Here is a 25,452-nt window from a genome sequence, read left to right on the forward strand (position 1 = left end):
GTACGGTCAGCATGAGCGGCCCCGGTGAAGGGCGATTGAAGCCGGCGTGAAGCGAATGTGTGGCGGGCGTGAAGCGCGGTCAGCCCGCCGACGGCAGCGTGAGCGTCGCGCACGCGCCGCCTTCCGCGCGGTTCGCGAGCGCGACCTGGCCGCGGTGCAGCATCGCGACTTCGCGGACGAAACACAGCCCGAGGCCCGTGCTGCGATCCTGCCCGTCGGGGCGCGGCAGCGAATAGAAGCGTTCGAACACGCGCGAGAGCGCATAGTCGGGCACGCCGGGGCCGTCGTCGGCGACGCGCACGACCGCGACGTGCGCCCTGCCCGCCGGCTGCCGTTCGAGCGCGATCCGGATCGTGCTGCCCCGCGGCGCGAAATCCAGCGCGTTGTCGAGCAGGTTGCCGAGCGCCTGCCGCAGCAGGAACGGATCGCCGTCGACGACCGCCGGCTCGGCCGCGTCGTTCGCATCGATCCGCAGGCTCACGCCGCGCTGCCGCGCGCGCGGCTCGATATCGTCGACGAGCTGTTCGAGCACCGGCCGCAGCGCGACCGGCTCGTGCACCGACAGGCGCTGCTTCTGCTCGACCTCGGCCAGCGCGAGCAGCTTGCGGATCATCTGTTCGAGGCGGCCGGCCTGGCGGCGGATGTTCTCGGTGAAGCGCCGGCGGTTCGCGACCGGCATGTCTTCCTGCAACAGCTCGGCCGCGCCGCTGATCGCGGCCAGCGGGCTCTTCATCTCGTGCGTGAGCGTGTGGATGTAGGTTTCGACGTATTGCCGGTCCTCCAGCCGCTGATGCATGCTTTCCACCGCGCGCCCGAGCTCGGCCAGCTCGTTCGCGCCCTGCAGCGGCATCGACGCGCGCTCGCCGGCCGCGATCGCGCGCGCATAGCGCTGCAGGCGCCGCAGCCCGAGCACCAGCCACCACGTGCACGCGGCGCCGATCAGGATCGCGCCGCCCATCAGCAACGCGCCGTACAGCATGATCTTGCGCTGGCTGCGCGCGATGAACGGCGCGACCGTCTGGTTCGGTTTCGCGATCGTCAGCACGCCGATGATCTCGTCGCCGCGCCGGATCGGCGCGGCGACGTGCATCACGGTACTGCTGTCGTCGTTCGGATCGCTGCGCGTGCTGCGCGCGCCGTATTCGCCGCGCAGCGTCCGGTACACGTCGTTCCAGCGCGAATAATCCTGCCCGACCGCGCTGCCGGACGAGTCGTAGCGGACGATGCCGTGCGCGTCGGTGATGTAGAGGCGGTAGCCGATCGCGTTCTTCTGGATGCCCCACACGTTCGCGCTGACCGGCCGCTCGTGCAGTTTCCCGAGTTGCCGCGCGAAGGCGCCGTCGGCGATATGGCCGTTCGCCATGTCGTCGGCGGCCAGCGTCGCCAGCACCTGCGCGGTGTCGACGAGCGTGTCCTCCATCGCTTCGCGCACGCCGGGCTTCACCTCCTGCACGAACACGCGCAGCGTGATCAGCGCGGCCAGACCGACGATCAGGAAAAAACCGAAGAAGATGCGCAGGCCGATATGCATGGGTGGTGCCGGTCGTTACGGTTGCAGCGAATAACCCATCCCGCGATGCGTGCGGATCGGGTCGCGCTCGGGATCGATCGCGCGCAGCTTGGCGCGCAGCGTCTTGATGTGCGTGTCGACCGTGCGGTCGGCCGAATCGAGCGCCTCGTGCCAGACGAGATCCATCAACTGTTCGCGCGAGTAGATGCGCCCCGGATGCCGGACCAGCAGCGCCAGCAGCCCGAATTCGTAGCGCGTGAGGTCGAGCGCGTGGCCGAGCCACGACACGCGCGCGCCGTCGGTGTCGAGCGTGAAGCCGGACGCGACCGGTGCCGGCGCATCGACCGGCGCGGTTGCAGGTGTCGGTTCCGGCGCGGCCGTCCGATGGAAGCGGCGCAGAATCACGCGCACCCGCGCCGCCAGCTCGCGCGGCGAAAACGGCTTGACGACGTAGTCGTCAGCGCCGATCTCGAGCCCGACGATCCGGTCGATCTCGTCGTGCCGCGCGGTCAGGAAGATCACCGGAACATCGGTGAACGTGCGCAGCCGCCGGCATACCTCGAAGCCGCTGAGGTCCGGCAGGCCGACGTCGAGCACCACGAGGTCGACACGCGTGCCGCGCAGGCGGTCGAGCGCCGCCTGCCCGAGCGTGCAGTGGACGGTCTGCATGCCGTCGGTGCCGAGGGCGTAGACGATCGTATCCGCGATCGCCTGTTCGTCTTCGACGATCAGGATGGTGGGCTGAGTCATGGGTTCGGGGCGCGCAATCCGGTGCGACATTGTACGCACGCCCGGACCCGACGAGCCCGCCCTCGGCGCACTACGCCACGCGGCCGCTCACCGGAATCGACGCACCGGTGATCGCCTGCGCGTCGGCCGACAGCAGGAAGCCGATCGTCGCCGCGAGCTGTTCGGGCCGGACCCAGCGCGAGAAGTCGGCGTCGGGCATGTCCTTGCGGTTCGGCGGCGTGTCGATGATGCTCGGCAACAGCGCGTTCACGGTCACGCCGCGATCGAGCAACTCGGCCGCCAACGCCTCGGTGAGCCGCGCGACGCCGGCCTTCGCGGCCGCATACGCGCCCATCCCCGCGCCGGCCTTGAACGCCGCGCCCGCGCCGATGTTGACGATGCGGCCGGCCTGGCTCGCGATCAGGTACGGCAGCGCGGCCTTCGACGCGTTCAGCGCCGTCTTCACGTTCAGTTCGTACATGCGATCCCACGTGGCGGCATCGCCGTCGGCGATCGTCTGCCACACGAATGCGCCGGCGATGTTCAAGAGCGCGTCGACCCGGCCGAATTCGCGGTTGACCGTTTCGAGCGCCTGCGCGGCGGCCTGCGGGTCGACGAGATCGATGCCGCCGATGCGCAGCGCATCGGCCGGCACGCCGGGCAGCGCCTGCGCCGCCGGGGCCGCGCCGCGGCCGATCAGCGCGACGCGCGCGCCGCGCGCGCCGAGCCACGCGGCCGTCGCGACGCCCAGATGACCGAAGCCGCCGGTGATCGCGACTGCCTTGCCGTTCAGGTCGTGTTCCATCGATGTGTTCTCCTGGATCGAGGGTGATGGGATGAAATGCCGACAGCGTAGCGCCGTTCACGCGTTCGTGCGAACGGGATGACGGTGGGCAGCGCAGTTCCGCTGTCGTTTCGCCGTGGTTACCGGGCGCCAAGCGCGGTTGGCGGCATCGCGAGATGGATCGCGATCCATGCGGCGCGGGGCGCCGCGACGTCGCGGGCGCGGCTCGACGAGCGCGCGGTCGCACGGCCGGGCATAATGCGCGATGCCACGCTAGGCGTGGCGCGCGGCACGACAGTCGGACCAGCGTGGCCCGCCCGACGGCCTGCGCCACTGCGGACGCGCATCCCGAACCTCAACCCGTCCATCCCATGCAAGTACTCGTCATCGGAACCGGCAAGCTCGCCAACGAGTTGCTCGGCTCGCACCGGCTCGACCCGGCCACCTGTCGCGTGATGCCGTGGTCGGACGCCACGCGAACCGACGCCCGGTCGATCGTCGTCCATGCCGGTTCCGGCCGCGAACTCGCCGCGGCGATCGCGTTCTGCCGGGCCACCGCATCGCCGCTCGTCGAGTTGTCGACCGGCTCCGACCTCGAAACCGGGACATACGGCTTTCCGGTCGTGCTGTGTCCGAACACGAACATCCTGATGCTCAAGTTCATGAGCATGCTGGAAACCAGCGGCCACCTGTTCCGCGACTGCGACATCAGCGTGACCGAGTCGCATCAGGCCGGCAAGACGTCCGTCCCCGGCACGGCCGTCGGCATCGCCGAGTCGCTCGGCGTGCGGCCGGCAGACATTCGCTCCGTACGCGACCCGGCCGTGCAGCGCGGCGAATTCGGTATCCGCGACGATCAGCTCGGCCGCCATGCGCTTCACCGGATACGCATCGACGACGGCGCATGCAGCCTGCAGTTCGAATCGCGCGTATCCGGCGATACGCCCTATGCGGATGGCGTATCGCGCATCGTCGAGGCCGTCCGCCGGCACGATCTCGAGCATCGTCGCTATTCGATCGTCGAGTTCATCCGCAACGGCTGGCTGTAGTCGCGGCGGGCGCGTATAGCGCGGCCCTCCATGGCGTGGGTCGCACGCCTACGCCGACACGGCCTCGACGCTTCCCCCCTCGCGGGCCTACCGCTACCCGTCCGCCAGCACCGCCCCGCTTTCCGGCAACGTCGCTCCGCCGTCGACGACGATCGTCTGCCCGGTGATGTACGCCGCGTCGGCCGACGCGAGAAACAGCATCGCGTTCGCGATGTCCTCCGGCTCGCCCATTCGTGCCAGCGGAATGGCGCGTGCGATCTGCGCCGCGACCGATGCGTCGCCGAGATTGCCGGCCGCCGGCGTGCGGATCATCCCCGGCTCGACGCCGTTGACCGTCACGTGGCGGCGCGCCAGTTCCAGCGCCGCTGCCCGAATGAAGCCGTTCACGCCGGCCTTCGACGCCGCGTAATGCGCGAGCCCCGGATAGACGACGCGCGGCCCGGTTACCGACGACGTGACGAGCAGCCGCCCGGCCCCCGCGCGCTCGAATGCCGGCAACGCAGCCTGCGCGAGCCAGAACAGCGCCGACAGGTTGACCGACAGCGTCCGGTCGAGCGTCGGCGCGTCGATCTGCTCGAACGGCGTCAGCGGAAAATACGCGGCATTGTGGACGACGACATCGAGCCGGCCGCCGTCGCGCTCGACTGCCGCCACGAGCGCATCCAGTTCGTCCCGGCTCGCGGCGTCGACCTGATACGCGCGTGCATCGCCGCCCGCGCTGACCAGCGCCTCGGCCTGCGCGGCGGCTGCTTCGCCGTTCAGGTCGGCCACCGCGACGAATGCGTCGGATTCCGCGAAACGGCGCGCGATCGCCGCGCCGATCCCTTGCGCAGCACCCGTGACGAGCACGACGCGTCCGCCGAAATCCGCACGCAGGCGGCCGCTGCCCAGCACGGCAGTCATCGTTGCGCCTCGCCGCCGAGCGGATGCACGGTTTCGTTCAGCACCTGCGCATAAGCGCCGATCTGGAAATTCGACAGCGTGCCGAAATCGCCGCCCTGGTAGCCGAAGATCTTGCCGTCGGTCTTGCGCTGCGCGAGGTCGATCAGCACGACGCCGAGCGTCGGCACCACCTTTTCGCGCCACACGAACAGATACAGCTCATCGGCCATCTTGAAGTAATGACAGCGGTCGACGTCGGCCAGCCCGCCTTCCACGCCCTGCAGGCACTGCCACGCGTAGAAGTTCTCGTTCAGGTAGATATGCTCGTAGCATTCGGTCGGGCTGTAGCGGTACATCGTCCGCTTGCCGATCAGCTCGCGCGTGGGCGCATGCAGCGGGCCCGGCCGGGCGTGGCCGCCGAGCGTGCCGTGCCGGAATTGCGCGTCGACGGCCGTCAGCGGCAGCCCGCGCGCGACGCGCGTGAACGCATCGATGCGCGTGTCGGCTTCCGTCGGCAGCGTACCGACGACCGACGTCCACACGCCGTTGTCGAGATCGATCACGAGGCTGACCGACGTCGCGCGGGCAGTGGTATCGATGTAGTCGACGAAGTACAGACCGTCGCGCAGCCGCGTCACGCGGCACGGCGCGCGGCCGCCCGTATCGGTCGCCGCATCGCGCCACTGCAGCGCGCCCGGCTCGAACGTATGGACGCGCCATGCGCCCGATGCGTCTTCGAGCGCCAGCGTCCGCCCGACGAGCGCGTCGACGGGCGCGAGGGTGTTCGCCTCCGGCGCGAAGCCGTCCGCGAGCGCGCCCACCTGAATGAATACCGGATCCTGTCGTTCCACCTGCCGTCTCCCGCGCAGCTTCAGGCCCGGCGGGCCGTGTACGCTGCCGATGTGCACATGGTGCGGGCTGCGCGCGCCGCGCGGTATCCGCCAAAAGGATGAAGGGCGCACGGCGCCGGAACGCGCTAAAGTGCACGTGATCCGCGCCGCGACCGGCGCGAGGAGCGCACATGCACCGTGTCACCCACTACCGACGCACCGGCGAAGGCATCGAGGCGATCAGCCTCGAATCCGATCGCGCGTTTCCGCGCCACGCGCACGACGAATTCGGGGTCGGCGTGATCGTCAGCGGTGCGCACCGGTCGTGGAGCGGCCGCGGGCAGGTCGACGCGCTGGCCGGCGACGCGATCATGGTCAACCCGGGCGAAATGCACGACGGCTCGCCGCTCGAGGCCGGCACCGGCCGTCGCTGGCGGATGCTGTACCTCGCGCCGGCGCTGGTCGCGGGCGTCGCGGCGGAAGAAGGCCTCGGCGGCGTCGAGCTTGCGCACCCGGCCGTGCGCGACGCGCGGCTCGCGGCCGCCGTCGGCCGGCTGCATGCACGCATCGTCGCAGGCGAAACCCAGCCGCTCGCTCGCGACGAAGCGCTCGTGATGCTCGTCGCAGGGTTGCTCGCCCGGCACGCCAACCGCACGCTGCCGGCGGCCGGTGTCGCGCCGGCGGTCCGCATCGCCCGGGAGCGGCTCGACGCAGCGCCGGCCGTACCCGTATCGCTCGCCGAGCTGGCGGACCTGAGCGGCGTGAGCCGCTTCCAGTTGCTGCGCGGCTTTGCGCGCGAGCTCGGCATCACGCCGCACGCCTATCTGGTTCAGTCGCGCACGCGGCTGGCGCGCGCGTTGCTGGCCGGCGGCCTGCCGATCGCCGAGGCCGCGGCCGAGGCTGGCTTCGCCGATCAGAGCCACCTGACGCGCGCGTTCGCGCGCCAGTTCGGGATCACGCCGGGGCGGTTCACGCAGGCGGGTCAATAGCGCTGTCGGTGCTCGGTGCGCGGACCGCCGCGCGCATTGCATTCGACGGCGGTTGCCGCCTAGACGTCAGCCGTGACCTCTTGCGTCGGTGCATGTCGACGGCGCACCACATTCGACGCCCGCCCCGCTGCAATTTCGTTCAAGACGCCCCCCACCGCCGTACGCGACGATGCGGCGCATGAAGACACGACTGATCGGCTATCTCTATCTCGCCGCCGCGATGGCGGGCGTCGGCAGCACCGTCATCGCGAGCCGTCTCGCGGCCGGCGGCCTGCCGCCGTTCGCGGCCACCGCGCTGCGTTTCCTGATCGCGACGCCGCTGCTGTTCGCGCTGATGCGTGCGCAGCGCATGCGCTGGCCGCGCATTGCCGCACGCGACGCCGTGCTGCTCGTCATCCAGGCCGCGGCGGGCGGCGTCGGCTATACGGTGCTGCTGATCAGCGGCACGAAACTGTCGTCGCCGCTCGATGCCGGCGTGATGCTCGGCACGCTGCCGGCCATGTCGACGCTGATCGCGGCCGTCGTGCTGCGCGAGCGGCAGACGCCGCGCGACTGGCTGGCCGCCGCGCTCGCCACGGCCGGCGTGCTGTTCGTCACGTTCGCGCCGGGCCACGCGATGCCGTCGCTCCGGACGCTTGCCGGCGATGCGCTGGTGCTGGCGGCCGTCGCCTGCGAAGCGGTCTTCATCCTGCTCAACCGGCGCCTTGCCGCGCCGTTGCCGCCGCTGGCGCTTTCCACCGCGATGTCGGGCCTCGGCTTCGTGCTCGCACTCGTGCCGGCCGCGTTCGAATGGCGCGCGGTGGCGAGCGGCTGGACCGTCGGCGCCGTGTCGGCGATCGTCTACTACGCGTTGATTCCGACCGTGCTCGGCTACCTGTGCTGGTATGCGGGCTCGGCGCGCACGAGCGGCACCGAGGCCGCCCTGTTCACGGCGGTCGCGCCGGTTTCGGCCGTGCTGTTCGCGGTCGCGTTGTTCGGCGAAACGCTGACCGGCACGCGTGTCGCGGGCATCGCGCTCGTCGTCGCCGGCATGCTCGTCGGCGCGACGCGGCGGCGCGAGCCGCCCGTCGAATCGCCCGCCACGCTCGCCACGCGGACCGCCACCGATTGACTCGCGTTCCTTGGTTCCGCCGAAAACGATGGCGGCGCCTTCCCGTCGCACCGCCTTCGACCGCCGCCTTCCGGCCATGCAGCCGACGACTGTAGGAATGTGTCCGCGCCCCGCAAAACCGTTGCGCACGACTGCGCAAGATGCAATATTCGCGTGGCCGGACCCTTTGACAACCATCGAACAACAATCCGCCAGATCAAGCAATGAACAGGAAGGAAGCCAAAACAAGAATCGCGGTGCTGCTGTCCGCGGGAACGAGGAAGGCCGACGCACTGGCCGAGCTGTCCGGACAGGGGCTCAAGGATCGCGTGCTCGCGCATCTGATCGCGTCGCGCCCGGACCCCGAACGCTGCCGCAAGAACAAGGTGCACATCCGGATCCTGATCGCGCTCGGCATCGCGCAGCTGGTCATCAGCCTGATGCTCGCGTACTACTTCTTCGCGTCCGGCGCCGGCGGCGTGCTGGTCACCGTGTTCCTCGCGTTGACCGTGCCGCTGTCGCTGCTGTTCATCTGGGGTTTTGCGACCCATCGTGTCGGCGCGTATCACGCGTTCATTCTGCTGTCGCTGCTGCAGGTACCGAAGACCGTCGCCGATCTCGGGCGCGATCCGTCGGCCGCGCTGCCGAGCCTTGCGATCACGGTCGTGCTGGTCGGCTACGTATGGTTCGTCCGCAACCGGGTGTTCCCCGACTACGGCTGGTTCACGCCGCGCAAGGTCGACGGCCGCTACGCATTCGTCGAGCGCGCCTGACGCCGCCGGCGTCGAGTCGGGCGCAAAAAAAGGCGCCGCGCCTCCCCGCAACCGCGGGAAGGCCGGCGCCTTCTGCATGCCGGAACCGGTCGGCTTACTTGGCCTTTTCAGCCGAATCGCTGATCGCCTGGCCGCCCTTCGAAATGTCCTGGCCCACGCCGGCGACCGTATTGCACCCGGCGAGCGCCGCCGTCACCACCAGCAGCATTGCAGCAATCGTACGCGTCATTCTCATTCTCCTTCGAATCAACATGCCCGATCGGGCGAATCGTGTGCGGCTGGCGCCCGGCACGCTGCCGGACACGGGGCCTGACCTGATTATACGGAGACGCACGCCGCGCGCCAGTACGGCCCCGCCGAGTGTCATGCGCGCCACACCCCGCTTGCACGCAGATTTTTCTTGACTTCATTGCGCCAGGAACTAATATACGCACCGCGTATATTTTCCGCCCAGGAGCCGCCGATGACCGTTCCCCAGCAAGCCTTCCTCCGCGACGCGATGCGCCGCCTCAACATGACCCGCGAGGCGTTCGCGAATCGCATCGGCGTCAGCCGGCGCGCGCTGGATACCTGGCTACTTCCCGACGATTCGCAGGAATCGCGAGGGATGCCCGAGATCGTCGAGCGCTTCGTGTCGGAGATTGTCGAGCGCTCGGCGCCGGATGGCGAGAACTATACGCAAAGCGTAGACAAACAAGGGCTCGCGAAGCAGTTCCTGTTCGAAGGCAAGCCGCAATTGATCTCGGTCGACCAGTTCTCGCGGGATTCGGTCGAGGCGCTGTTCCGCGTGGCCGACGTCATGCAGCCGATCGCGCGACGCCACAAGATTTCGCGCGTGCTCGAAGGCGCCGTGCTCGGCAACCTGTTCTTCGAGGCCAGCACGCGTACACGCGTGTCGTTCGGCGCGGCCTTCTGCCGGCTCGGCGGCTCGGTGTGCGACACGACGGGCTTCACGTTCTCGTCGATGGCCAAGGGCGAATCGATCTACGACACGAGCCGCGTGATGGCCGGCTACGTCGACGCGCTCGTGATCCGCCATCCCGAAAAAGGCTCGGTGGCCGAATTCGCGCGCGCGACCAACCTGCCGGTGATCAACGGCGGCGACGGCCCCGGCGAGCACCCGAGCCAGGCGCTGCTCGACCTCTATACGATCCAGCGCGAATTCTCGCGGCTCGGCAAGATCGTCGACGGCGCGCACATCGCGCTGGTCGGCGACCTGAAGTACGGCCGCACCGTGCACTCGCTCGTCAAGCTGCTCGCGCTGTACCGCGGGCTGAAGTTCACGCTCGTATCGCCGCCGACGCTCGAGATGCCGGCGTACATCGTCGACCAGATCGCGACGAACGGCCATGTGGTCGAGCAGACGACCGACCTCGCGGCCGGGCTGCGCGGAGCGGATGTCGTCTACGCGACGCGAATTCAGAAGGAGCGTTTCACCGACGAGTCGTTCGAAGGCTACACGCCGGATTTCCAGATCAACCAGGCGCTCGTCGACTCGGTATGCAAGCCGGACACGCTGATCATGCACCCGCTGCCGCGCGACAGCCGGCCCGGCGCGAACGACCTGTCGGTCGACCTGAACCGCGACCCGCGTCTCGCGATCTTCCGGCAGACCGACAACGGCATTCCGGTGCGGATGGCGATCTTCGCGGTGCTGCTCGGTGTCGAGAATCTCGTCCAGCATTCGATGCGCGACGCGACGTGGCGTCCGCCGGCGTACCTCGGCCCGGAAGACGCTGTGTTTCACGGGATCGATTGACGCCACTGCGAAACGCTCGTGCCCTGCCGCCGTTGCGTCAGGGAACGAGCCTGATGGTTCGATTCAAAACGCGCCGCCACCCACGGCGCGTTTTGCATTTCGGCACGCCAAAAGAACCGGCGATCGCGAACCGGACGGCCCACGGATCGATGACGCGCAGCCCCAACGCCTGGAACGGCGCGACGTCGCGTGTGGCCACGATCGAGCCGTTTGTCTCGGCCGTCGCGGCGATGTAGCCATCGGTGACCGCGATCGCATTGCCCGCAGCACGCGTCCGCGCGCAAAAGCTCGCGTACGCCCTGCTCGCCGCGTCGTCGAACGGCAGGATCCGACCGCGAAACAGCGGCAGCACACGCTGCCCGATACTCTGCTGCAGCCAATCCCGCCTGCGCCCTCCGGCAATGCAGCCACGCCGGACCGCAATTCCGCGAGACCGATCGCCGCGAGATACAGCGTCTCGACGTTCTGCGCATCGAGCCACTCGATCACCGCCGCGTTCGGCTCACGCCGCAGCGGTTCGGGCATGACGTTCGTATCGACAAGGATCATTCAAAGCTCATCGGACCGGTTGGCGTCTCGTCGCGCGGCACGCCGATATCGACATCGCCCGCTTCCCGCCCGATTTCCGCGAGCAGCGTTCCGAGCTCGAGCCGCCCGCCCGGCAGAACGGCCCGCTCCAGGATGTCGCGCACCTCGGCCTCCGTACTGCGCCCGTGTCGGGCCGCGCGGGACCCGAAGCGCGCGGTGCACTTCATCGGGCAAATTTCGAACGGTGATCACCGGCATGACGCGCCCCTACTATCACTTTGCTGTCATGGCGAGCGTCGCGACACAGCCAGTCCAATTCGACCTGCCGGTCCGTCATATCCAGCCATTCGGCCATGCTTGCGCCTCCTGGGCCGCCTCGCGACCACCCCGTCACATTCGTCAACAATTCCCCCACAAACGCGAACAAGAACGCTTCTCATTTAACAGGAAATTACATAGAATGCCGCCTGAAAACAAATCGTAATAATTCCCGCCGGCATGCACATTTCCGCAGCGCACTGCCCCGGGGCCACACCGCGAGGTCGAAGCGCACCATGAAGTCCCGTCCCGACGAGCTGAAGCTCGGCAAGTTCACCACCCTCTGCAGCGTGCTCGCCGCCAGCCCCGCGTTCGCCGACGGCACGCCGCCCGCGGCGCCCGCCAGCACCGAAGGCCATCTCGCGCCGATCGAGATCCAGGGCAAGACCGAGCACAGCTACAAGGCCGACTTTTCCGCTTCCGCGAAATTCACCGCGCCGCTCGTCGACACGCCGAAATCCGTCACCGTGATCCCGCAGGAACTGATCCAGAGCAGCGGCGCGGCGACGCTGACCGAAGCGCTGCGCACCGTGCCCGGCATCACGTTCGGCGCCGGCGAAGGCGGCAACCCGCTCGGCGACCGTCCGTTCATCCGCGGCTACGACACGCAGGGCAGCATGTTCGTCGACGGCATGCGCGACACCGGCGCCACCACGCGCGAGATCTTCAACACCGAGCGCGTCGAGATCACCAAGGGTTCCGACGGCGCGTACGGCGGCCGCGGCGGCGCCGGCGGCAGCATCAACCTGATCACGAAGGCCCCGCATCTCGGCACGACGGCCGCCGCGAGCGCGGGCCTCGGCACCGACCGCTATCGCCGCTTCACCGCCGACGGCAACTGGCAGTTCGCCGATCACGCCGCGTTCCGCCTGAACCTGATGAGCCACAACAACGACGTCGCCGGCCGCGACGCCGTCAACAACGAGCGCTGGGGCGTCGCGCCGTCGATCGCGTTCGGCCTCGGCACGTCGACGCGCGTGACCGCGAGCTACTACCACCTGCAAACGGACGACATGCCCGACGGCGGCATCCCGTACTTCTACACGACGTCGAACAAGCCCGCGAACGTCGACACGATCTATCCGGCGCCCGTCGATCGCCACAACTTCTACGGCCTGATCGACCGCGACTTCCGCAAGACCACGTCGGACATCAGCACGATCAAGATCGAGCACGACATCACGCCCAACCTCACGGTGCGCAACACCACGCGCTACACGGAATCGACGCAGGACTACATCTGGACGCAGCCGGACGACAGCCAGGGCAACGTGGTGAACGGCAAAGTCTGGCGCCGCAACAACAACCGCAACAGCTCGATCAACAGCCTCGCGAACCTGACCGAGCTGTTCGGCGAATTCCGCACGGGCCCGTTCAAGCACAGCTTCACGACCGGCATCGAACTGTCGCGCGAATGGGGCAAGCGCGATTCGTACACGGTCGCGACCGACAAGGGCACGATCTGCCAGAAAGGCATCGGCGCGCCGTCGGGCTACAACTGCACGAGCCTGTGGTCGCCGAACCCGAACGATCCGTGGGCCGGCTCGATCACGCGCAACAACGACTACGCGCATGCGCGCACCACGACGAAGTCGATCTACGGCTTCGACACGATCGAGATCACGCCGCGCTGGCAGGTCAACGCCGGCGTGCGCGTCGACGACTACTCGACCCGCTTCACCGACACCAAGGCGAATGGCGGCAAGACGTATACGCGCGACGACACGCTCTTCAACTGGCAGGCAGGCCTCGTGTTCAAGCCCGCGCAGAACGGCAGCATCTATGCGTCGTATGCGACGTCGTCGACGCCTGCCGGCATGCTGCTCGGCGAAGGCAGCGAAACGCAGTCGCTCACGCCGGGCCGCGGCGGCGTCGGCCCGAACGCCGATCAGCTTTCGCCGGAAAAGAACCGCAGCATCGAGCTCGGCACGAAGTGGAACGTGCTGAACGACAAGCTGTCGCTGACGGCCGCGCTGTTCCAGATCGATACGACGAACGCACGCGTGACGCTGCCGAACAACCAGTACGCGATGGTCGGCAACAAACGCGTGCAGGGTCTCGAGCTCGGCCTCGCCGGCCAGGTCACGAAGCAGTGGCAGGTGTTCGGCGGCTACACGTACATGAAGAGCGAACTGCGCGACAACGGCAAGGACACCGCGAACAACGGCAACCGCTTCCCGAATACGCCGAAGCACAGCCTCACGATGTGGTCGAACTACGACGTCACGCCGAAATTCACGGTCGGCGGCGGCGCGTTCTACATGTCGGAAGTGTTCGGCGATCCCGCGAACCTGCGCGCCGTACCGTCGTACTGGCGCTTCGACGCGATGGCGCAGTACCGGATCAACAAGAAGCTCGACCTGCAGCTGAACGTGAACAACCTGTTCAACCGCACCTACTTCGATCAGGCGTATCCGGCGCACTATGCGTCGATCGCGCCGGGCCGCTCGGCGTTCGTCACGCTGAACGCGCGCTACTGATCGATGGAGGCCGTATCGCTGAAGGCGCTCGCGTCGGTATCGCCGCGCGAGTTCGCCGACATCCTGGCCGGGCCGCCGGAGCGCGCCGCCGCGTGGGTCGCGGCGGCGGCCGAGCACGGCATCGTCGACGCGCAGGCCGTCTACGGGCAATACCTGCTCGACGGGCACGGCGTCGCACGCGATCCGGCCGCCGCGTTCAACTGGTTCCGGCACGCGGCGCGAGCCGGCCACCCGATGGCGATGAACATGCTCGGACGCTGCTACGAGTTCGGCTGGGGCACGGCCGCCTGCGCGCCGGTCGCCGTGTACTGGTACCGGCTGGCCGCGCAGGCGGGCCTCGACTGGGGCATGTACAACTACGCGACCGCACTCGCCCTCGGCAACGGCGTCGACGAGAACCGCACCGACGCGCTCGACTGGTTCCGCCGCGCGGCCGCGCTCGGCCATGCGAAATCGATCAACCTGATCGGCGGTTTCTACGAGGACGGCTGGGTCGTCGCGGTCGACACCGACGCCGCGTTCGACCACTATCGCCGCGCGGCCGTCGCCGGCGACTTCCGCGGCCAGTTCAACTATGCGCGGCTGCTCGCCGAACGCGGGCGCGTCGACGAGGCGCTCGTCTGGCTCGCGCGGGTGCCGGCCACCGCGACCCCCGCGTTCATCGCGAAAATGCGCGCGTATCTCGTGTCGTCGCCGCTCGATGCTTTTCGTTCGGCGGCCATGCAACTCGCGCCGCACGCAATGGAATCCGCATCATGATGCTTCACATCCCCGGCGTACTGACCCAAGCGCAAGTCGCGCAATGCCGCGAACTGCTCGATGCCGCCGAATGGGTCGACGGCAACGCAACGTCCGGCGCGCAGTCGGCGCTCGCGAAACGCAACCGGCAATTGCTGGAAGGCTCGCCGGTCGCGCGTGCGGTGGGCGATGCGATTCAGGACGCACTCGCCCGCCATCCGCTGTTCTTTTCGGCGGCGCTGCCGCTCAAGGTATTTCCACCGCTGTTCAATCGCTATGAAGGCGGCGAGACGTTCGGCACCCACGTCGACAACGCGATCCGGCTGCTGCGCGGCACGGATTTCCGCGTGCGCAGCGATCTGTCGGCGACGCTGTTCCTCGAGGAACCCGGTGCGTACGACGGCGGCGAGCTGTGCGTCGAGGATACGTATGGCGTGCATCGCGCGAAGCTGCCGGCAGGCGACCTCGTGCTGTATCCGGCGTCGAGCCTGCATCACGTGACGCCGGTGACGCGCGGCGAGCGCGTGGCGTCGTTCTTCTGGATTCAGAGCATGGTGCGCGACGACAGCGATCGCACGCTGCTGTTTCAGCTCGATACGCAGATTCAGGCGCTTTCCGCGGAAAAAGGGGCGAAGGATCCGATGGTCATTTCGCTCACCGGGATTTATCACAACCTGTTGAGGAAGTGGGCGGATGCGTAGCATGAGTCAGTCGCGCCGCGTCGAAAGACGGGTCCAAAACGATCTCGTCAAATGACCCTGCTCATATCGTGATGCCGCACGCTCCCGTATCGAAATCCGAATTCAAGGCGCGCGCACTCGAATACTTCCGGCTCGTCGACGTGTCGGGCGAGGGATTGATCGTCACCGACCACGGCAAACCGACGTTCGAGATTCGGCCGTATCGCTCGCGCGAAGCTCAGCCGTTGGACATATTGCGCGGTTCGGTCATGCGCTACGACAATCCTCTCGATCCGATTGCGAAAGAGGATTGGGAGACGTCGCGGTGATCGTGCTGGATACGCATGCATCGGTGTGGTGGGCAGTACGCGACTCGGCGCTCAGCTGACACCCGCGACGAAAAAATCCGCGCGTACGCGCACATCGTGACGCTCTGGTAAGCGTCGCCGGCCCCGCCGGCCGAACCGAGGCGCATCTTCCACCAGACTCTGGCATATCGGCGATTCGTCTGACCAAAACGACCGCAGCCGCCGAACTCGACATCGGCTGCATACTCGATGCCACCGACCACCAATCATCCGGCGCCTGCTACACACATAACCCGTTCATCAGCCGCCCGGCCGCACGAAACCGCCAGTTCCTGATCGACGCACTGACCCGCGCCGGCCTCACGAATTACCCGTCCGAATGGTGGCATTGGTCATACGGCGACCGCTATTGGGCCGTCATGCAGAACGAATCGCACGCAATTTACGGTCCCGTCGACGAAAGCCTGCTCGACGAAACGTCGCGATGACGGTTTTCCCCGATCCGACACGCGTGACTCGGTAACATCCTCACTTGCCGATCCCCGCGGGCTCCCGCACAATCGCAGCACCTGTCTCCCTCCCCCCGCGCCGATGTCCTATGCGTCACTCGCCACCGGCGTCCTGCTCGCCGGCGGCCTTGGTCAACGCTTCGACCCGAGCGGCCTGCACAGCAAGCTGCTCGCCCGGCTTCCCGACGGCACGCCGGTGGCGGTCGCCGCCGCGCGCCGTCTCGCGGCCGCCACCGCCGACGTGATCGCCGTCGTGCGTCCCGGCGCCGAAAAGCTTGCGATTCTGCTGAATGAAGCCGGCTGTCAGGTCGTCTATGCCCCCGATGCGTTGCGCGGGATGGGCGCAAGCCTCGCGGCCGGCGTCCGCACCACGCCCGATTCGAACGGCTGGCTCGTCGCGCTCGGCGACATGCCGTGGATCGCCGCTTCCACCTACGAAACCGTCACCCGCGCGCTCGAAGCCGACAACGCGTCGATCGTCGCGCCCGCGCATCGCGGCGTGCGCGGCCATCCGGTCGGCTTCGCCGCGCACCATTTCGATGCGCTCGCCGCCCTCGACGGCGACACGGGCGCCCGTGCGCTGTTCGCCAGCGTGCCGGTGACCCTGCTCGATGTCGACGATCCCGGCATCCTGCGCGACGTCGATACGCCGGCGGATTTGCGCTGACTTCGATGGTGCGGTTCTGCACGATCCCGCACGAACACCGTCAATGGACGAATTTCGCCGACGATCGTCCACCGGTCGCAAGAATCGCGCTGCAAACACGCGCCCGATTGGCTATAACGGAGACGAGGCGCATCCGCCGCGCCACCGCCGTCACGCACCGCGCGAGTTCTCCATGAGCGATCACACGACCCCGACGCCCGAGCCACCGGCCGACCCGAACCGCGATCCGGAAGACGATCCGTTCGCGTCGCCGCCCGGTCATCACGACAATCCGCAGCAACCGGACGGGCCGCCGAGCAAGGATCCGGTCTAGCCGCGCGCCGGCCGCGCCGCGACTTCAGCCCGCGACTTCCGTGACGCGATCTAGCGCGCCGTATACCCGCCGTCGATCGGCAGCGACACGCCGCTGATCATCGACGCCGCATCGCTCAGCAAAAACAGGATCGGTTCGACGACTTCGTGCGGCTCCGCGAACCGGCCGAGCGGAATCGCAGCGAGCATCGGCGCACGCTTCTCCGGTTCGCTCCACGCGAACTGCGCCATCGGCGTGAGCGTGACGGTGGGGTTCACGCTGTTCACACGAATGCCGTGCGGCCCGAGTTCGATGCACAGCACGCGCGTGATCGCGTCCATCGCCGCCTTCGACGCGCAATAGCTCAAATGCGCGGGCAGCCCGACGAGCGCGGCCTGGCTCGACACGTTGACGATGCTGCCCCGTGCGTGCGCCGCGCCGCGTCCGTCGCGCTCGATCATCCTGCGCGCCACGGCCCGCGCGACGAGCGCCGCGCCGCGCGCATTGACGGCCATCACACGATCGAACTGCGCGGCGCCGACCTCGAGCGCCGGTTCGAGCGACGCGATCCCCGCGCAATTGACGAGGCCGTCGAACGCCTCGTACGCGGCGAGTGCGGCATCGATCGATTGCTCGTCACCGCCGACGTCCAGGCGCAACGTATCGCATGCAATCTCGCCGGCGAGCGTGTCGAGCGCGGCCATGTCGCGCCCTGCCGCGACAACGCGCGCGCCCGCTTGCGCCAGCGCGACCGCGCAGGCGCGGCCGATTCCGCTCGACGCGCCCGTGACGAGCACCGTTGCCCCGCTGAAATCGAATCGTGTGTTCATGATGAGGTGCCCAGCCTGTGCATGATCGGCTTGAGTGCCGGATACAACGCCGTATAGAGCGAAAAACGCGCGTCGTACGTGTTCGCACGCTCGGCATCGGGCCGTGCGCGCTCGACGAGCGTGACCCAGCCGCCCTGCGCGTCATCGTCCGACACGAGCCCTGCGCCGACGCCCGCAAGCAGCGCGGCGCCCATCGCGGCTTCGACGTCCTGCTCGATCGTCCACACCGGAAAACCCGTCATGTCCGCGATGATCTGCATCCACAGCGCCGAATGCGCGGCGCCGCCGACGACGATCAACCGATCGTCCAGCGCCGCCGCGCCCCGGCGGCCGGCCTCGATGTTGTGACGCAACGCGAACGCGACGCCTTCGAGCACCGCTCGATAAAGATGCGCACGCGTGTGCGCGAGACTCAGCCCGACGAACGCGCCGCTCGCCTTCGCATCCCACACCGGGCTGCGCTCGCCCATCAGATACGGCAGGAACAGCACGCCGTCGGCGCCGGCCGGCACACGCTCGGCCGCCTCCTCGAGCAGCACGTGCGGATCGCCGTGCGGCAGCAGGCGCGCCGCGTCGGTTTCCGCGTGGCAGAACTGGTCGCGAAACCACGCGACGGATGCGCCGGCCGCGATCGCACCGCCGAACACGTACAGGTCGCGCTGCCCGTTGAACACGTGCGGCATGCTGACGAGGCCGTGCCGCGCATCGACGTGCCGGTTCACGTAGCCCCAGCACATGCTGGTGCCGATCATCGCGACGTGCTGCCCGGTGCGCGTCGCGCCGGCGGCGAAGGTCGCCACGGCCGCATCGACGCCGCCCGCGACGACCGGCGTGCCGGCCGGCAGCCCGAGTTGCGCGGTCCATTGCGACAGCAGGCCGCCGACGACGTCCGTCGAATCGACCAGCCGCTCGGGCATCATCGTCGCCGGAATGCCGAGCATGTCGAGCGCGTCGTCGGACCACTCGCGGCGCGCGACGTCGTACACGCCGCCGATATTGCCGGCCGAACTGTGATCGACCGCGACTTCACCGGTCAGCAGGTAGATCACATACGCGTTCGGCGGCAGGAAATAGCGCACGTTCGCCCACACGTCCGGCCGCTGGTCGCGCAGCCACAGCATCTTGGTGAAGCCGTAGTAGCTGTCGACGCCGTTGCCGGTGATCACGCGCAGCCGCTCGACGTTCACGTGTTCGTCGACCCAGTCGACTTGCGCGGTCGCGCGCCGGTCCATCCAGATCAGGCACGGATGCAGCGGCCGCATGTCGCTGTCGACCGGGATGCCCGAGCCGCCGTACAGGCTGCTCACGCACACCGCCCGGATCGCGTCGGCCGGCACGCCCTGCGCGCGCGCGTCGCTCACGCAGCCGCCGATGCAGTCGAGCACCGCGTCGAACCACACGTGCGGCCACTGCTCGGCCCACAGCGGGCGCGGCGTATCGGGCTGGTAGCCGGCCGAGCGCCGCGCGACGATCGTGCCGTGCCGGTCGACCAGCAGCGCCTTGGTGCTCTGCGTGCCGATGTCGACGCCTATGACGTATTCCATGATGTCTCCGGTGAGGCGCACGCCGGCCGTCAGCGGGCCGGCTTCAGCAGCACCTTGATCGATTCGGGCGATTTCGCGACGCGGATCGCGTCGTCCCAGTCCTCGAGCGCGAAACCGTGCGTGACGATGCCTTTCGACGTGACGAGCCCGCGCGCGAGCAGGTCGATCGCGACCGGATAGCAGTATGGCCCGAGGTGCGCGCCGCGTACGTCGAGCTCCTTGCGGTCGCCGATGATCGACCAGTCGACGGTCGCATCCTCGCCGAACACGCTGAACTCGACGAAGCGGCCGAGCTTGCGGATCAGGTCGAGCCCCTGGTTCACACCGACCGGCGCGCCGGTCGTCTCGATGTATACGTCGCAGCCATAGCCGTCGGTGAGCGCGCGGACGATCTCGCGCGCGTCGTCGCGCTTCGGGTTGATCGTCACGTCGGCGCCATACTGCCGCGCGAGCTCGAGCCGTTCGTCGATCAGGTCGATCACGACGAGCTTCTTCGGCGTCTTCAGGTGCGCGACCTGCGTCATCATCAGCCCGAGCGGGCCCGCGCCCGCGATCACGACGACGTCGTCGAGCTGCACGTCGCCGCGGTTCACCGTATGGATCGCGCACGACAGCGGCTCGATGATCGCGGCATCCTCGAGCGATACGCCGAGCGGAATCCTGTGGACGATCGCGGTCGGCGGAATGCGCATGTACTCGGCCATCCCGCCGTCGGCCACCTCGCGCTGAAAGCCGAAGATGTTGTGCACTTCGCACATCCAGTACTGGCCCGACTTGCAATAGCGGCACTTGCCGCACGGCACGATCTGCTCGGCGATCACGCGGTCGCCCAGCGCGACGCCGAAATGCTCGGCCGCGCCGTCGCCGAGCGCTTCGACGTAGCCGAAAAATTCATGGCCGGGAATCACCGGCGCCTTCACCCACGGGCTGGGGCCGCCCCAGAACATCTTGGCGCCGGTGTAGCACTTGCAGTCGCTCGCGCAGATCCCGCACGCGGCGATGCGGATCACGAGCTCGTTCACGCCGGGATTCGGCTTCGCGACCTGTTCGACGCGATAGTCCTCGGGGCCGTGGCAGACGACCGCGGTCATGCGCGGCTGGGCTTCGGGTGTCGTCATGAGTTGTCTCTTTCCTGAGTGATTCGGATAACCGATGATTTTTTCATTATCGCGATCGTTCGCGGCTGATGTAGATCGCGAGCAGGATGATTCCGCCCTTGATCACGTTCTGCACATACGGGTTCACGCCGATCATGTTGAGCCCGTTGTTGAGCACGCCGAGCAGCAGTGCGCCGACCAGCGTGCCGAGGATCGCGCCGCGCCCGCCGGAGATCGACGTGCCGCCCATCACGACCGCCGCGATCGCGTCGAGCTCGAAACCCACACCCGCGTTCGGCTGCCCGCTCATCAGGCGCCCGGTCAGCACGATCGCGGCGAGCGCCGACGTGACGCCGGCCAGCGTGTAGACGATCAGTTTCACGCGCGCGACCCGCACGCCGGTGAGCCGCGTCGCCTGCTCGTTACCGCCGATCGCGTACACGTAGCGGCCGAACGGCATCCGGTCGAGCAGCAGCCACGCGATCGCATAGACCACCAGCATGATCAGCACCGGCGCCTGGATGCCGAGCACCTTGCCGCTGCCGAAGAACGCGACCCAGTCGGGCAGCCCGTCGATCGGATAGCCGCCCGTGTAGATCAGCGCGAGGCCGCGCGCGATGCCCATCGTCGCGAGCGTGACGATGATCGGCGGCATTCCCGCGAACGCGACGAACACGCCGTTCAGGAAGCCGAAGCCGAGGCCGACCGCGATGCCGATCGCCAGCGCGGCGACCGCGTTGACGCCCGCGACCATCAACCCGGCCGCGAGCGTGCCCGACAACGCCATCACCGAGCCGACCGACAGGTCGATCCCGCCCGTCAGGATCACGCAGGTCATGCCGACCGCGATGATCGCGTTGATCGACACCTGGCGCAGCACGTTCTCGAGGTTCGCGGCGGACAGGAAGCTCGGGCTCGCGATCATCATCGCGATGCACACGACGATCAGGCCGACGAGCGGATAGAACAGCGTCGAGCGGCGCAGCTGCGCCCACATCGCGCGCGGCGGCGGCGCGTCGCCGGCCGTGGCCGCGAGCGTCGTGGAAGGCGTGGAAGAAGAATCAGGCAGGTTCATGGGTCGCTCCTCGCGTGCCGGCCGTGGCATAGGTCATGACCGTGTCGGGATCGATCTCGTCGCCGGCGAGCGTCGCCTCGATGCGGCCCTGCCGGAACACGGCGACGCGATCGCACATGCCGACGATTTCCGGCAACTCGGACGAGATCATGATGATGGCGTAGCCGCGCGCGGTGAGTTCGCGCATCAGCCCGTAGATTTCGGCTTTCGCGCCGACGTCGATGCCGCGCGTCGGCTCGTCGAAGATCAGCACCGACGTGTGATGGTTCAGCCAGCGCGCGATCACGACCTTCTGCTGGTTGCCGCCGGACAGCGTCGCGACCTCGGTGTGGATCGACGGCGCCTTCACGCCGACGCGCCGCATCACGTCGTGCGTGGTGCGCGCCTCGCCGCGCCGGTCGATCAGCCAGCGCATCGACCGGTACTTGCCGAGGTTGTTCAGCGAGATGTTGTCGCGAATCGAGAACGACGTGACGAGCCCTTCCGTCTTGCGGCTTTCCGGCAGGATGCCGATGCCCGCGCGCAGCGCGTCGGCCGGATCGGCGAGCTTCGCCGCCGCGCCGCGTACGCGCAACTCCTTGCGATGCGCACGCGTCGCGCCGATCACCGCGAGCGCGGTTTCCGTGCGGCCCGAGCCGACCAGGCCGGCAAAGCCGAGGATCTCGCCGGCCCGCAGCGCGAAGCGGTTCACCGGGCCGTCGCGCTCGATCTGCAGCGCGTCGACCTCGAGCACGGCCGGCGCGTCGGCCGCAAGCGCAGGTTTCGGCGGAAAGCTGCTTTCGATCCGGCGGCCGACCATCATCCGCACCAGTTGCTCGACGTCGGTGCGCGCGACCTCGGTCGTCGCGACGTACTGGCCGTCACGCAGCACCGTGATGCGGTCGCATACCGCGAAGATCTCGTCGAGGTGATGCGAGATGAAGATCATCGCGACGCCCTGCCGCTTCAGCTCGCGCATGATCGCGAACAGGTGTTCGGCCTCGGCCGGCGTCAGCGTGGCGGTCGGTTCGTCGAGGATCAGGATGCGCGCATCGAGCGACAGCGCCTTGCCGATCTCGACGAACTGCTGCTGCGCGACCGACAGCGTGCGGATCGGCGCGTCGAGATCGATCGCCACGCCCAGGCGCGCGAAGATGGCCGCGGCCGCCGCGCGCATCCGCTTGCGGTCGCGCGCGCCCCAGCGGTTGCGCAGCTCGCGGCCGAGGAACAGGTTGTCGACGGCATCGAGATGCGGAATCAGGCTGAATTCCTGGAATACGATGCCGACGCCGGCCGCGACCGCGTCGTGATAGTCCGCGAAATGGCGCGCGGCGCCGTCGATCTCGATCGTGCCGGCATCCGGCTGGTGGATGCCGCACAGGATCTTCATCAGCGTCGACTTGCCCGCGCCGTTCTCGCCGAGCAGCGCATGGATCTCGCCGCGCGCGATCTGCAGATCGATGTCGGACAGCGCCTTCACGCCGGGAAAGCTTTTCGTGATATGGCTGAGCCTGAGTATCGTGTCCATCGGCTTCTCCGTGCGAAGGGCGTCGGCCGCGCCGCCGCCCTTCGCGTCGCGTCGCACGTCGTTCACCAGCTGAAACCCTTCGCGTTGCCGCGATCGACGACCTTCACGTCGACGGGAATCGCCTTCGGCACCGTCGCGCCCCACTTGCGCGCGATCGCGATGCCGAGCGCGATGCGCACCTGGTCGGCCGGAAACTGCGCGGTCGTCTCGATGAACTTCGAGTTCGGCTTCTGGATCGCGGCGATCGCCTCGGGCGCGCCGTCGACGCTCGTCAGCTTGATGTCCTTGCCGGAACCCTCGATCGCGGCGAGCGCGCCCATCGAGCCGCCGTCGTTCACGCTGAAGAGGCCCTTCAGGTTCGGATGCGCGGAGATCATGTTCTCGGTGACCGACAGCGCGGTCGCGCGCTCTTGCTTGCCGTTCTGCGTGTCGACGAGCTTCACGTTCGGGAATTTCGCGAGCCCGGCCTTGCAGCCGCGCACGCGCTCGAGAATCGGCACGACCGGAATGCCGTCGAGGATCGCGACCTCGCCGCTGCCGCCGATCGCCTTCGCGAGGTATTCGCACGACATCACGCCCGCGTCGTAATTCTTCGAGCCGACGAACGAATCGACCGGGCCGTTCGCGTTCGCATCGACCGCCACGACGACCGCGCCGGCCTTCTTCGCCTGCGTGATCGCCGACTGGATGCCGGTCGAATCGGTCGGGTTCACGAGCAGGATGTCGATCTTCTTCTGCAGCATGTCCTCGACGTCGCTCACCTGCTTGCTGACGTCGTGATGCGCGTCGGTGACGACGACCTGCGCGCCGATCGATGCGGCCGCGTCGTTCAGCGCCTTCTGCATCGTCACGAAATACGGGTTGTTCAGTTCCTGGAACGTCATGCCGATCCGCAGCGGCGCGGCATGCGCGGCGGCGGGCAACAGGGCCGCGACGGCGAGCGCGGCAACGGCCGCCAGGCGGGCGGCGCGACGGGGGGATGAAGCGGGCGATGCGTGCGTCATGACGGTGTCTCCTGAATTGTGTGCAGCTTTTTCGTGGGTGAATGCGCCCCTCGCGACGTGAACGGCGCGATCGGCGGGGTGAAACGGTTAGGAAAACTCAGGCGGGCAACGGCCCGGCGATCATCCGGGCTGCGGCACGAGCTCCGGGGCGCCGGGCGTCAGCACGCGCGGCGGCAGCGGATTGCCGGTCGGCGCCGCATGCAGCGCCAGCTCGCGGCTGCGCGCGTTCAGGCGCTGCAGCGCGCGGAATTCGGACGGCGCCATCCCCTTCACCGCGCGGAACTGGCGGTTGAAGTTCGACACGTTGTTGAAGCCGGCCTGGAAGCAGATATCGGTGATGCTCGCGTCGTCGGCAAGCAGCATCTGGCACGCGGATTCGATCCGCAGACGATTCACGTACTGGACGAACGGCATGCCGGTGTGGCGATGGAACGCGCGCGAGAACGCGCTGACGCTTTGCCCGGTCAGTTGCGCGAGATCGGATTCGCGCAGCTCGGACGCGAGGTTCTTGCCGATATACGACAGCGCATGACTGAGCCGCGTCGGCGTGACGTCGGCCTGGTCGTACGCGGGGCTCGCGAGCAGCGTGCGTTCGGCCGCGCCGCACAGCCGTTCGAGGATCGTCATGAACAGCGCGATGCGGCGCATCCCGCGCGCGGTCAGCAACGCATCGAACAGCGGGGCGATCGCGGCGCTCGTCGCCGCGTCGAAGCCGACCCCGCGCCGCGCATCGTCGAGCAGCGCCTGCGCGTCGCGGCATTCGGGGAACGCGTCCATGCAGCGGCGCACGAACGACGGATCGAACTGGATCACGAGATTGCGGCGCTCGACGGTTTCGCCTTCGGCCATGTCGCTGACCCAGTTGTGCGGCAGGTTCGGACCGAGCAGCACGAGATGGCCGGGGCCGAACGAGCCGATGTGATCGCCGACGAAATACTTGCCGTGCGTCGCGACGATCAGGTGCAGCTCGAATTCGGGATGGAAATGCCAGCGGATCGTGCGATACGGATAGCCATGCGACCAGACCTTGAACGACTCGTCGCGTCGCACTTCGACCACTTCGAGATCGGGGTGCATCATGTTGGCGTCTCCATTCCCATGGTTCGCTGGCCGGCCTGTTCGGCGGTGCGCGCATCGCCGCGTGTCTCGCGCGGCGATGCGACCGGTCGCATGGGAAGCAATGTAGGTCGATCGAGCGCGCGGCTCCACCAACTTTACGCCTGATTTCCGATACTTTTTTGCGCAATCCGGCCATAAACGGTGCCGGACGGCAAATTTGTTGCAGCGCGGAACGGCGCGGACGGCCGCCCGCGCCGGCTTACGCCGCCGCGTGCTCGCGCGCCGTGCGCACCTCGTACGTCTTCAGGTGGTTGTACGCGATCCGCATCAGCGACAGCGTATCGGCCGCCTGCGGGTCGCGCCGCGCGAGCAGGTCGCCGATCACGTGATCGGCTTCGACGCGCGCATGGTTCTCGACGTC

Annotated in this window: 26 protein-coding genes and 3 pseudogenes; 12 read left to right on the forward strand and 17 right to left on the reverse strand. The window is 68.1% G+C overall.

The window, feature by feature from the left end:
- Positions 1-79: 79 nt before the first annotated feature.
- The 3 genes from creC to DTA15_RS12945 form a co-directional block, all read right to left on the reverse strand.
- Entirely contained in the window at positions 80-1,531 is a 1,452-nt protein-coding gene (gene creC / locus DTA15_RS12935) for a two-component system sensor histidine kinase CreC (RefSeq protein ID WP_006485670.1), read from the reverse strand.
- Between the two features lie 15 nt (positions 1,532-1,546).
- Complete coding sequence (gene creB / locus DTA15_RS12940; protein WP_006492652.1) at positions 1,547-2,260, reverse strand: two-component system response regulator CreB; 714 nt, start codon at positions 2,258-2,260, stop codon at positions 1,547-1,549.
- A 70-nt stretch (positions 2,261-2,330) separates the two neighbouring features.
- Positions 2,331-3,044 carry an SDR family NAD(P)-dependent oxidoreductase gene (locus tag DTA15_RS12945; RefSeq protein WP_012493456.1) on the reverse strand — a complete coding sequence of 238 codons (714 nt, stop codon included), beginning with the start codon at positions 3,042-3,044 and terminating at the stop codon, positions 2,331-2,333.
- A 350-nt stretch (positions 3,045-3,394) separates the two neighbouring features.
- Between DTA15_RS12945 and DTA15_RS12950 the strand changes: the two genes are divergently transcribed.
- On the forward strand, positions 3,395-4,072 hold the full coding sequence (locus tag DTA15_RS12950) for a dihydrodipicolinate reductase C-terminal domain-containing protein (RefSeq protein WP_006485846.1): 678 nt from the start codon (positions 3,395-3,397) through the stop codon (positions 4,070-4,072).
- A gap of 93 nt (positions 4,073-4,165) precedes the next feature.
- On the opposite strand, the gene DTA15_RS12955 is transcribed toward DTA15_RS12950, so the two are convergent.
- Both DTA15_RS12955 and DTA15_RS12960 read right to left on the reverse strand, forming a co-directional pair.
- A complete protein-coding gene (locus DTA15_RS12955) occupies positions 4,166-4,975 on the reverse strand; it encodes an SDR family oxidoreductase (protein WP_006485842.1) in 810 nt (269 codons plus the stop codon).
- Positions 4,972-5,805, reverse strand: a complete 834-nt coding sequence (locus DTA15_RS12960; RefSeq protein WP_006493836.1) for a molybdenum cofactor biosynthesis F family protein — start codon at positions 5,803-5,805, stop codon at positions 4,972-4,974. The genes DTA15_RS12955 and DTA15_RS12960 overlap by 4 nt, the downstream gene beginning before the upstream one ends.
- A gap of 170 nt (positions 5,806-5,975) precedes the next feature.
- Between DTA15_RS12960 and DTA15_RS12965 the strand changes: the two genes are divergently transcribed.
- From DTA15_RS12965 to DTA15_RS12975, 3 genes are all read left to right on the forward strand, one after another.
- Positions 5,976-6,773: an AraC family transcriptional regulator gene (locus DTA15_RS12965; RefSeq protein ID WP_006485852.1), complete on the forward strand. Its 798-nt coding sequence runs from the start codon at positions 5,976-5,978 to the stop codon at positions 6,771-6,773.
- Between the two features lie 178 nt (positions 6,774-6,951).
- Entirely contained in the window at positions 6,952-7,884 is a 933-nt protein-coding gene (locus DTA15_RS12970) for a DMT family transporter (protein ID WP_006485838.1), read from the forward strand.
- A 203-nt stretch (positions 7,885-8,087) separates the two neighbouring features.
- Entirely contained in the window at positions 8,088-8,636 is a 549-nt protein-coding gene (locus DTA15_RS12975) for a hypothetical protein (protein ID WP_006485834.1), read from the forward strand.
- A 94-nt stretch (positions 8,637-8,730) separates the two neighbouring features.
- Here the strand turns inward: DTA15_RS12975 and DTA15_RS12980 are convergent, their stop codons facing one another.
- Positions 8,731-8,865, reverse strand: a complete 135-nt coding sequence (locus tag DTA15_RS12980; protein WP_006485835.1) for an entericidin A/B family lipoprotein — start codon at positions 8,863-8,865, stop codon at positions 8,731-8,733.
- A gap of 234 nt (positions 8,866-9,099) precedes the next feature.
- Between DTA15_RS12980 and DTA15_RS12985 the strand changes: the two genes are divergently transcribed.
- Entirely contained in the window at positions 9,100-10,395 is a 1,296-nt protein-coding gene (locus DTA15_RS12985) for an aspartate carbamoyltransferase (RefSeq protein WP_006485851.1), read from the forward strand.
- Between the two features lie 136 nt (positions 10,396-10,531).
- Here DTA15_RS12985 and DTA15_RS12990 read toward each other — a convergent pair.
- From DTA15_RS12990 to DTA15_RS39030, 3 genes and pseudogenes are all read right to left on the reverse strand, one after another.
- Positions 10,532-10,944, reverse strand: a pseudogene (locus tag DTA15_RS12990) (type II toxin-antitoxin system VapC family toxin); the annotation flags it as partial.
- A pseudogene (locus DTA15_RS12995) lies at positions 10,941-11,181 on the reverse strand (FitA-like ribbon-helix-helix domain-containing protein). The pseudogenes DTA15_RS12990 and DTA15_RS12995, both read right to left, overlap by 4 nt.
- A complete protein-coding gene (locus DTA15_RS39030) occupies positions 11,147-11,278 on the reverse strand; it encodes a hypothetical protein (protein ID WP_256597818.1) in 132 nt (43 codons plus the stop codon). The pseudogene DTA15_RS12995 and the gene DTA15_RS39030 overlap by 35 nt, the downstream one beginning before the upstream one ends.
- A 199-nt stretch (positions 11,279-11,477) precedes the next feature.
- Here DTA15_RS39030 and DTA15_RS13000 point away from each other — a divergent pair, with 199 nt between their 5' ends.
- The 7 genes from DTA15_RS13000 (at position 11,478) to DTA15_RS38540 (ending at position 16,936) form a co-directional block, all read left to right on the forward strand.
- A complete protein-coding gene (locus DTA15_RS13000) occupies positions 11,478-13,721 on the forward strand; it encodes a TonB-dependent receptor (RefSeq protein ID WP_006485853.1) in 2,244 nt (747 codons plus the stop codon).
- A gap of 3 nt (positions 13,722-13,724) precedes the next feature.
- Complete coding sequence (locus DTA15_RS13005; RefSeq protein WP_006485843.1) at positions 13,725-14,480, forward strand: tetratricopeptide repeat protein; 756 nt, start codon at positions 13,725-13,727, stop codon at positions 14,478-14,480.
- Complete coding sequence (locus tag DTA15_RS13010) at positions 14,477-15,160, forward strand: Fe2+-dependent dioxygenase (RefSeq protein ID WP_006485850.1); 684 nt, start codon at positions 14,477-14,479, stop codon at positions 15,158-15,160. Before DTA15_RS13005 ends, DTA15_RS13010 begins: the two co-directional genes overlap by 4 nt.
- A 68-nt stretch (positions 15,161-15,228) precedes the next feature.
- On the forward strand, positions 15,229-15,468 hold the full coding sequence (locus DTA15_RS13015) for a type II toxin-antitoxin system Phd/YefM family antitoxin (RefSeq protein ID WP_006485840.1): 240 nt from the start codon (positions 15,229-15,231) through the stop codon (positions 15,466-15,468).
- Positions 15,469-15,647: 179 nt separating this feature from the next.
- Entirely contained in the window at positions 15,648-15,935 is a 288-nt protein-coding gene (locus DTA15_RS13020) for a M15 family metallopeptidase (protein WP_240465898.1), read from the forward strand.
- A 103-nt stretch (positions 15,936-16,038) separates the two neighbouring features.
- Positions 16,039-16,623 carry a nucleotidyltransferase family protein gene (locus tag DTA15_RS13025; protein WP_006485855.1) on the forward strand — a complete coding sequence of 195 codons (585 nt, stop codon included), beginning with the start codon at positions 16,039-16,041 and terminating at the stop codon, positions 16,621-16,623.
- A gap of 172 nt (positions 16,624-16,795) precedes the next feature.
- Positions 16,796-16,936, forward strand: coding sequence for a hypothetical protein (locus DTA15_RS38540; protein WP_162838543.1), 141 nt, complete (start codon positions 16,796-16,798; stop codon positions 16,934-16,936).
- 50 nt (positions 16,937-16,986) lie between these two features.
- On the opposite strand, the gene DTA15_RS13030 is transcribed toward DTA15_RS38540, so the two are convergent.
- The 8 genes and pseudogenes from DTA15_RS13030 to DTA15_RS13065 form a co-directional block, all read right to left on the reverse strand.
- Positions 16,987-17,745 (reverse strand): SDR family oxidoreductase, encoded by a 759-nt coding sequence (locus DTA15_RS13030; RefSeq protein ID WP_006485831.1) that lies wholly within the window; start codon positions 17,743-17,745, stop codon positions 16,987-16,989.
- A complete protein-coding gene (locus tag DTA15_RS13035) occupies positions 17,742-19,289 on the reverse strand; it encodes an FGGY-family carbohydrate kinase (protein WP_006485839.1) in 1,548 nt (515 codons plus the stop codon). Before DTA15_RS13035 ends, DTA15_RS13030 begins: the two co-directional genes overlap by 4 nt.
- 29 nt (positions 19,290-19,318) lie before the next feature.
- Positions 19,319-20,407, reverse strand: a complete 1,089-nt coding sequence (locus DTA15_RS13040; RefSeq protein WP_006485836.1) for an erythritol/L-threitol dehydrogenase — start codon at positions 20,405-20,407, stop codon at positions 19,319-19,321.
- A gap of 46 nt (positions 20,408-20,453) precedes the next feature.
- Positions 20,454-21,461, reverse strand: coding sequence for an ABC transporter permease (locus tag DTA15_RS13045; RefSeq protein ID WP_006485854.1), 1,008 nt, complete (start codon positions 21,459-21,461; stop codon positions 20,454-20,456).
- Positions 21,448-23,025, reverse strand: a complete 1,578-nt coding sequence (locus tag DTA15_RS13050; protein ID WP_012493462.1) for a sugar ABC transporter ATP-binding protein — start codon at positions 23,023-23,025, stop codon at positions 21,448-21,450. Before DTA15_RS13050 ends, DTA15_RS13045 begins: the two co-directional genes overlap by 14 nt.
- A 5-nt stretch (positions 23,026-23,030) precedes the next feature.
- Entirely contained in the window at positions 23,031-23,972 is a 942-nt protein-coding gene (locus DTA15_RS13055; protein ID WP_006485848.1) for a substrate-binding domain-containing protein, read from the reverse strand.
- Positions 23,973-24,092: 120 nt separating this feature from the next.
- Positions 24,093-25,052 (reverse strand): AraC family transcriptional regulator, encoded by a 960-nt coding sequence (locus DTA15_RS13060; protein WP_006485849.1) that lies wholly within the window; start codon positions 25,050-25,052, stop codon positions 24,093-24,095.
- Positions 25,053-25,290: 238 nt separating this feature from the next.
- Positions 25,291-25,452, reverse strand: a pseudogene (locus DTA15_RS13065) (2-dehydropantoate 2-reductase); the annotation flags it as partial.

The sequence above is a fragment of the Burkholderia cenocepacia genome (assembly GCF_900446215.1).
Taxonomy (GTDB): domain Bacteria; phylum Pseudomonadota; class Gammaproteobacteria; order Burkholderiales; family Burkholderiaceae; genus Burkholderia; species Burkholderia cenocepacia.

What these genes read in the sequence shown, in the direction of transcription:
- creC (WP_006485670.1), bottom strand. Translation starts at nt 1,531, where the DNA reads ATGCATATCGGCCTGCGCATCTTCTTCGGTTTTTTCCTGATCGTCGGT.
- creB (WP_006492652.1), bottom strand. Translation starts at nt 2,260, where the DNA reads ATGACTCAGCCCACCATCCTGATCGTCGAAGACGAACAGGCGATCGCG.
- DTA15_RS12945 (WP_012493456.1), bottom strand. Translation starts at nt 3,044, where the DNA reads ATGGAACACGACCTGAACGGCAAGGCAGTCGCGATCACCGGCGGCTTC.
- DTA15_RS12950 (WP_006485846.1), top strand. Translation starts at nt 3,395, where the DNA reads ATGCAAGTACTCGTCATCGGAACCGGCAAGCTCGCCAACGAGTTGCTC.
- DTA15_RS12955 (WP_006485842.1), bottom strand. Translation starts at nt 4,975, where the DNA reads ATGACTGCCGTGCTGGGCAGCGGCCGCCTGCGTGCGGATTTCGGCGGA.
- DTA15_RS12965 (WP_006485852.1), top strand. Translation starts at nt 5,976, where the DNA reads ATGCACCGTGTCACCCACTACCGACGCACCGGCGAAGGCATCGAGGCG.
- DTA15_RS12970 (WP_006485838.1), top strand. Translation starts at nt 6,952, where the DNA reads ATGAAGACACGACTGATCGGCTATCTCTATCTCGCCGCCGCGATGGCG.
- DTA15_RS12975 (WP_006485834.1), top strand. Translation starts at nt 8,088, where the DNA reads ATGAACAGGAAGGAAGCCAAAACAAGAATCGCGGTGCTGCTGTCCGCG.
- DTA15_RS12980 (WP_006485835.1), bottom strand. Translation starts at nt 8,865, where the DNA reads ATGACGCGTACGATTGCTGCAATGCTGCTGGTGGTGACGGCGGCGCTC.
- DTA15_RS12985 (WP_006485851.1), top strand. Translation starts at nt 9,100, where the DNA reads ATGACCGTTCCCCAGCAAGCCTTCCTCCGCGACGCGATGCGCCGCCTC.
- DTA15_RS39030 (WP_256597818.1), bottom strand. Translation starts at nt 11,278, where the DNA reads ATGGCCGAATGGCTGGATATGACGGACCGGCAGGTCGAATTGGACTGG.
- DTA15_RS13000 (WP_006485853.1), top strand. Translation starts at nt 11,478, where the DNA reads ATGAAGTCCCGTCCCGACGAGCTGAAGCTCGGCAAGTTCACCACCCTC.
- DTA15_RS13005 (WP_006485843.1), top strand. Translation starts at nt 13,725, where the DNA reads ATGGAGGCCGTATCGCTGAAGGCGCTCGCGTCGGTATCGCCGCGCGAG.
- DTA15_RS13010 (WP_006485850.1), top strand. Translation starts at nt 14,477, where the DNA reads ATGATGCTTCACATCCCCGGCGTACTGACCCAAGCGCAAGTCGCGCAA.
- DTA15_RS13025 (WP_006485855.1), top strand. Translation starts at nt 16,039, where the DNA reads ATGTCCTATGCGTCACTCGCCACCGGCGTCCTGCTCGCCGGCGGCCTT.
- DTA15_RS38540 (WP_162838543.1), top strand. Translation starts at nt 16,796, where the DNA reads ATGAGCGATCACACGACCCCGACGCCCGAGCCACCGGCCGACCCGAAC.
- DTA15_RS13030 (WP_006485831.1), bottom strand. Translation starts at nt 17,745, where the DNA reads ATGAACACACGATTCGATTTCAGCGGGGCAACGGTGCTCGTCACGGGC.
- DTA15_RS13035 (WP_006485839.1), bottom strand. Translation starts at nt 19,289, where the DNA reads ATGGAATACGTCATAGGCGTCGACATCGGCACGCAGAGCACCAAGGCG.
- DTA15_RS13040 (WP_006485836.1), bottom strand. Translation starts at nt 20,407, where the DNA reads ATGACGACACCCGAAGCCCAGCCGCGCATGACCGCGGTCGTCTGCCAC.
- DTA15_RS13045 (WP_006485854.1), bottom strand. Translation starts at nt 21,461, where the DNA reads ATGAACCTGCCTGATTCTTCTTCCACGCCTTCCACGACGCTCGCGGCC.
- DTA15_RS13055 (WP_006485848.1), bottom strand. Translation starts at nt 23,972, where the DNA reads ATGACGCACGCATCGCCCGCTTCATCCCCCCGTCGCGCCGCCCGCCTG.
- DTA15_RS13060 (WP_006485849.1), bottom strand. Translation starts at nt 25,052, where the DNA reads ATGATGCACCCCGATCTCGAAGTGGTCGAAGTGCGACGCGACGAGTCG.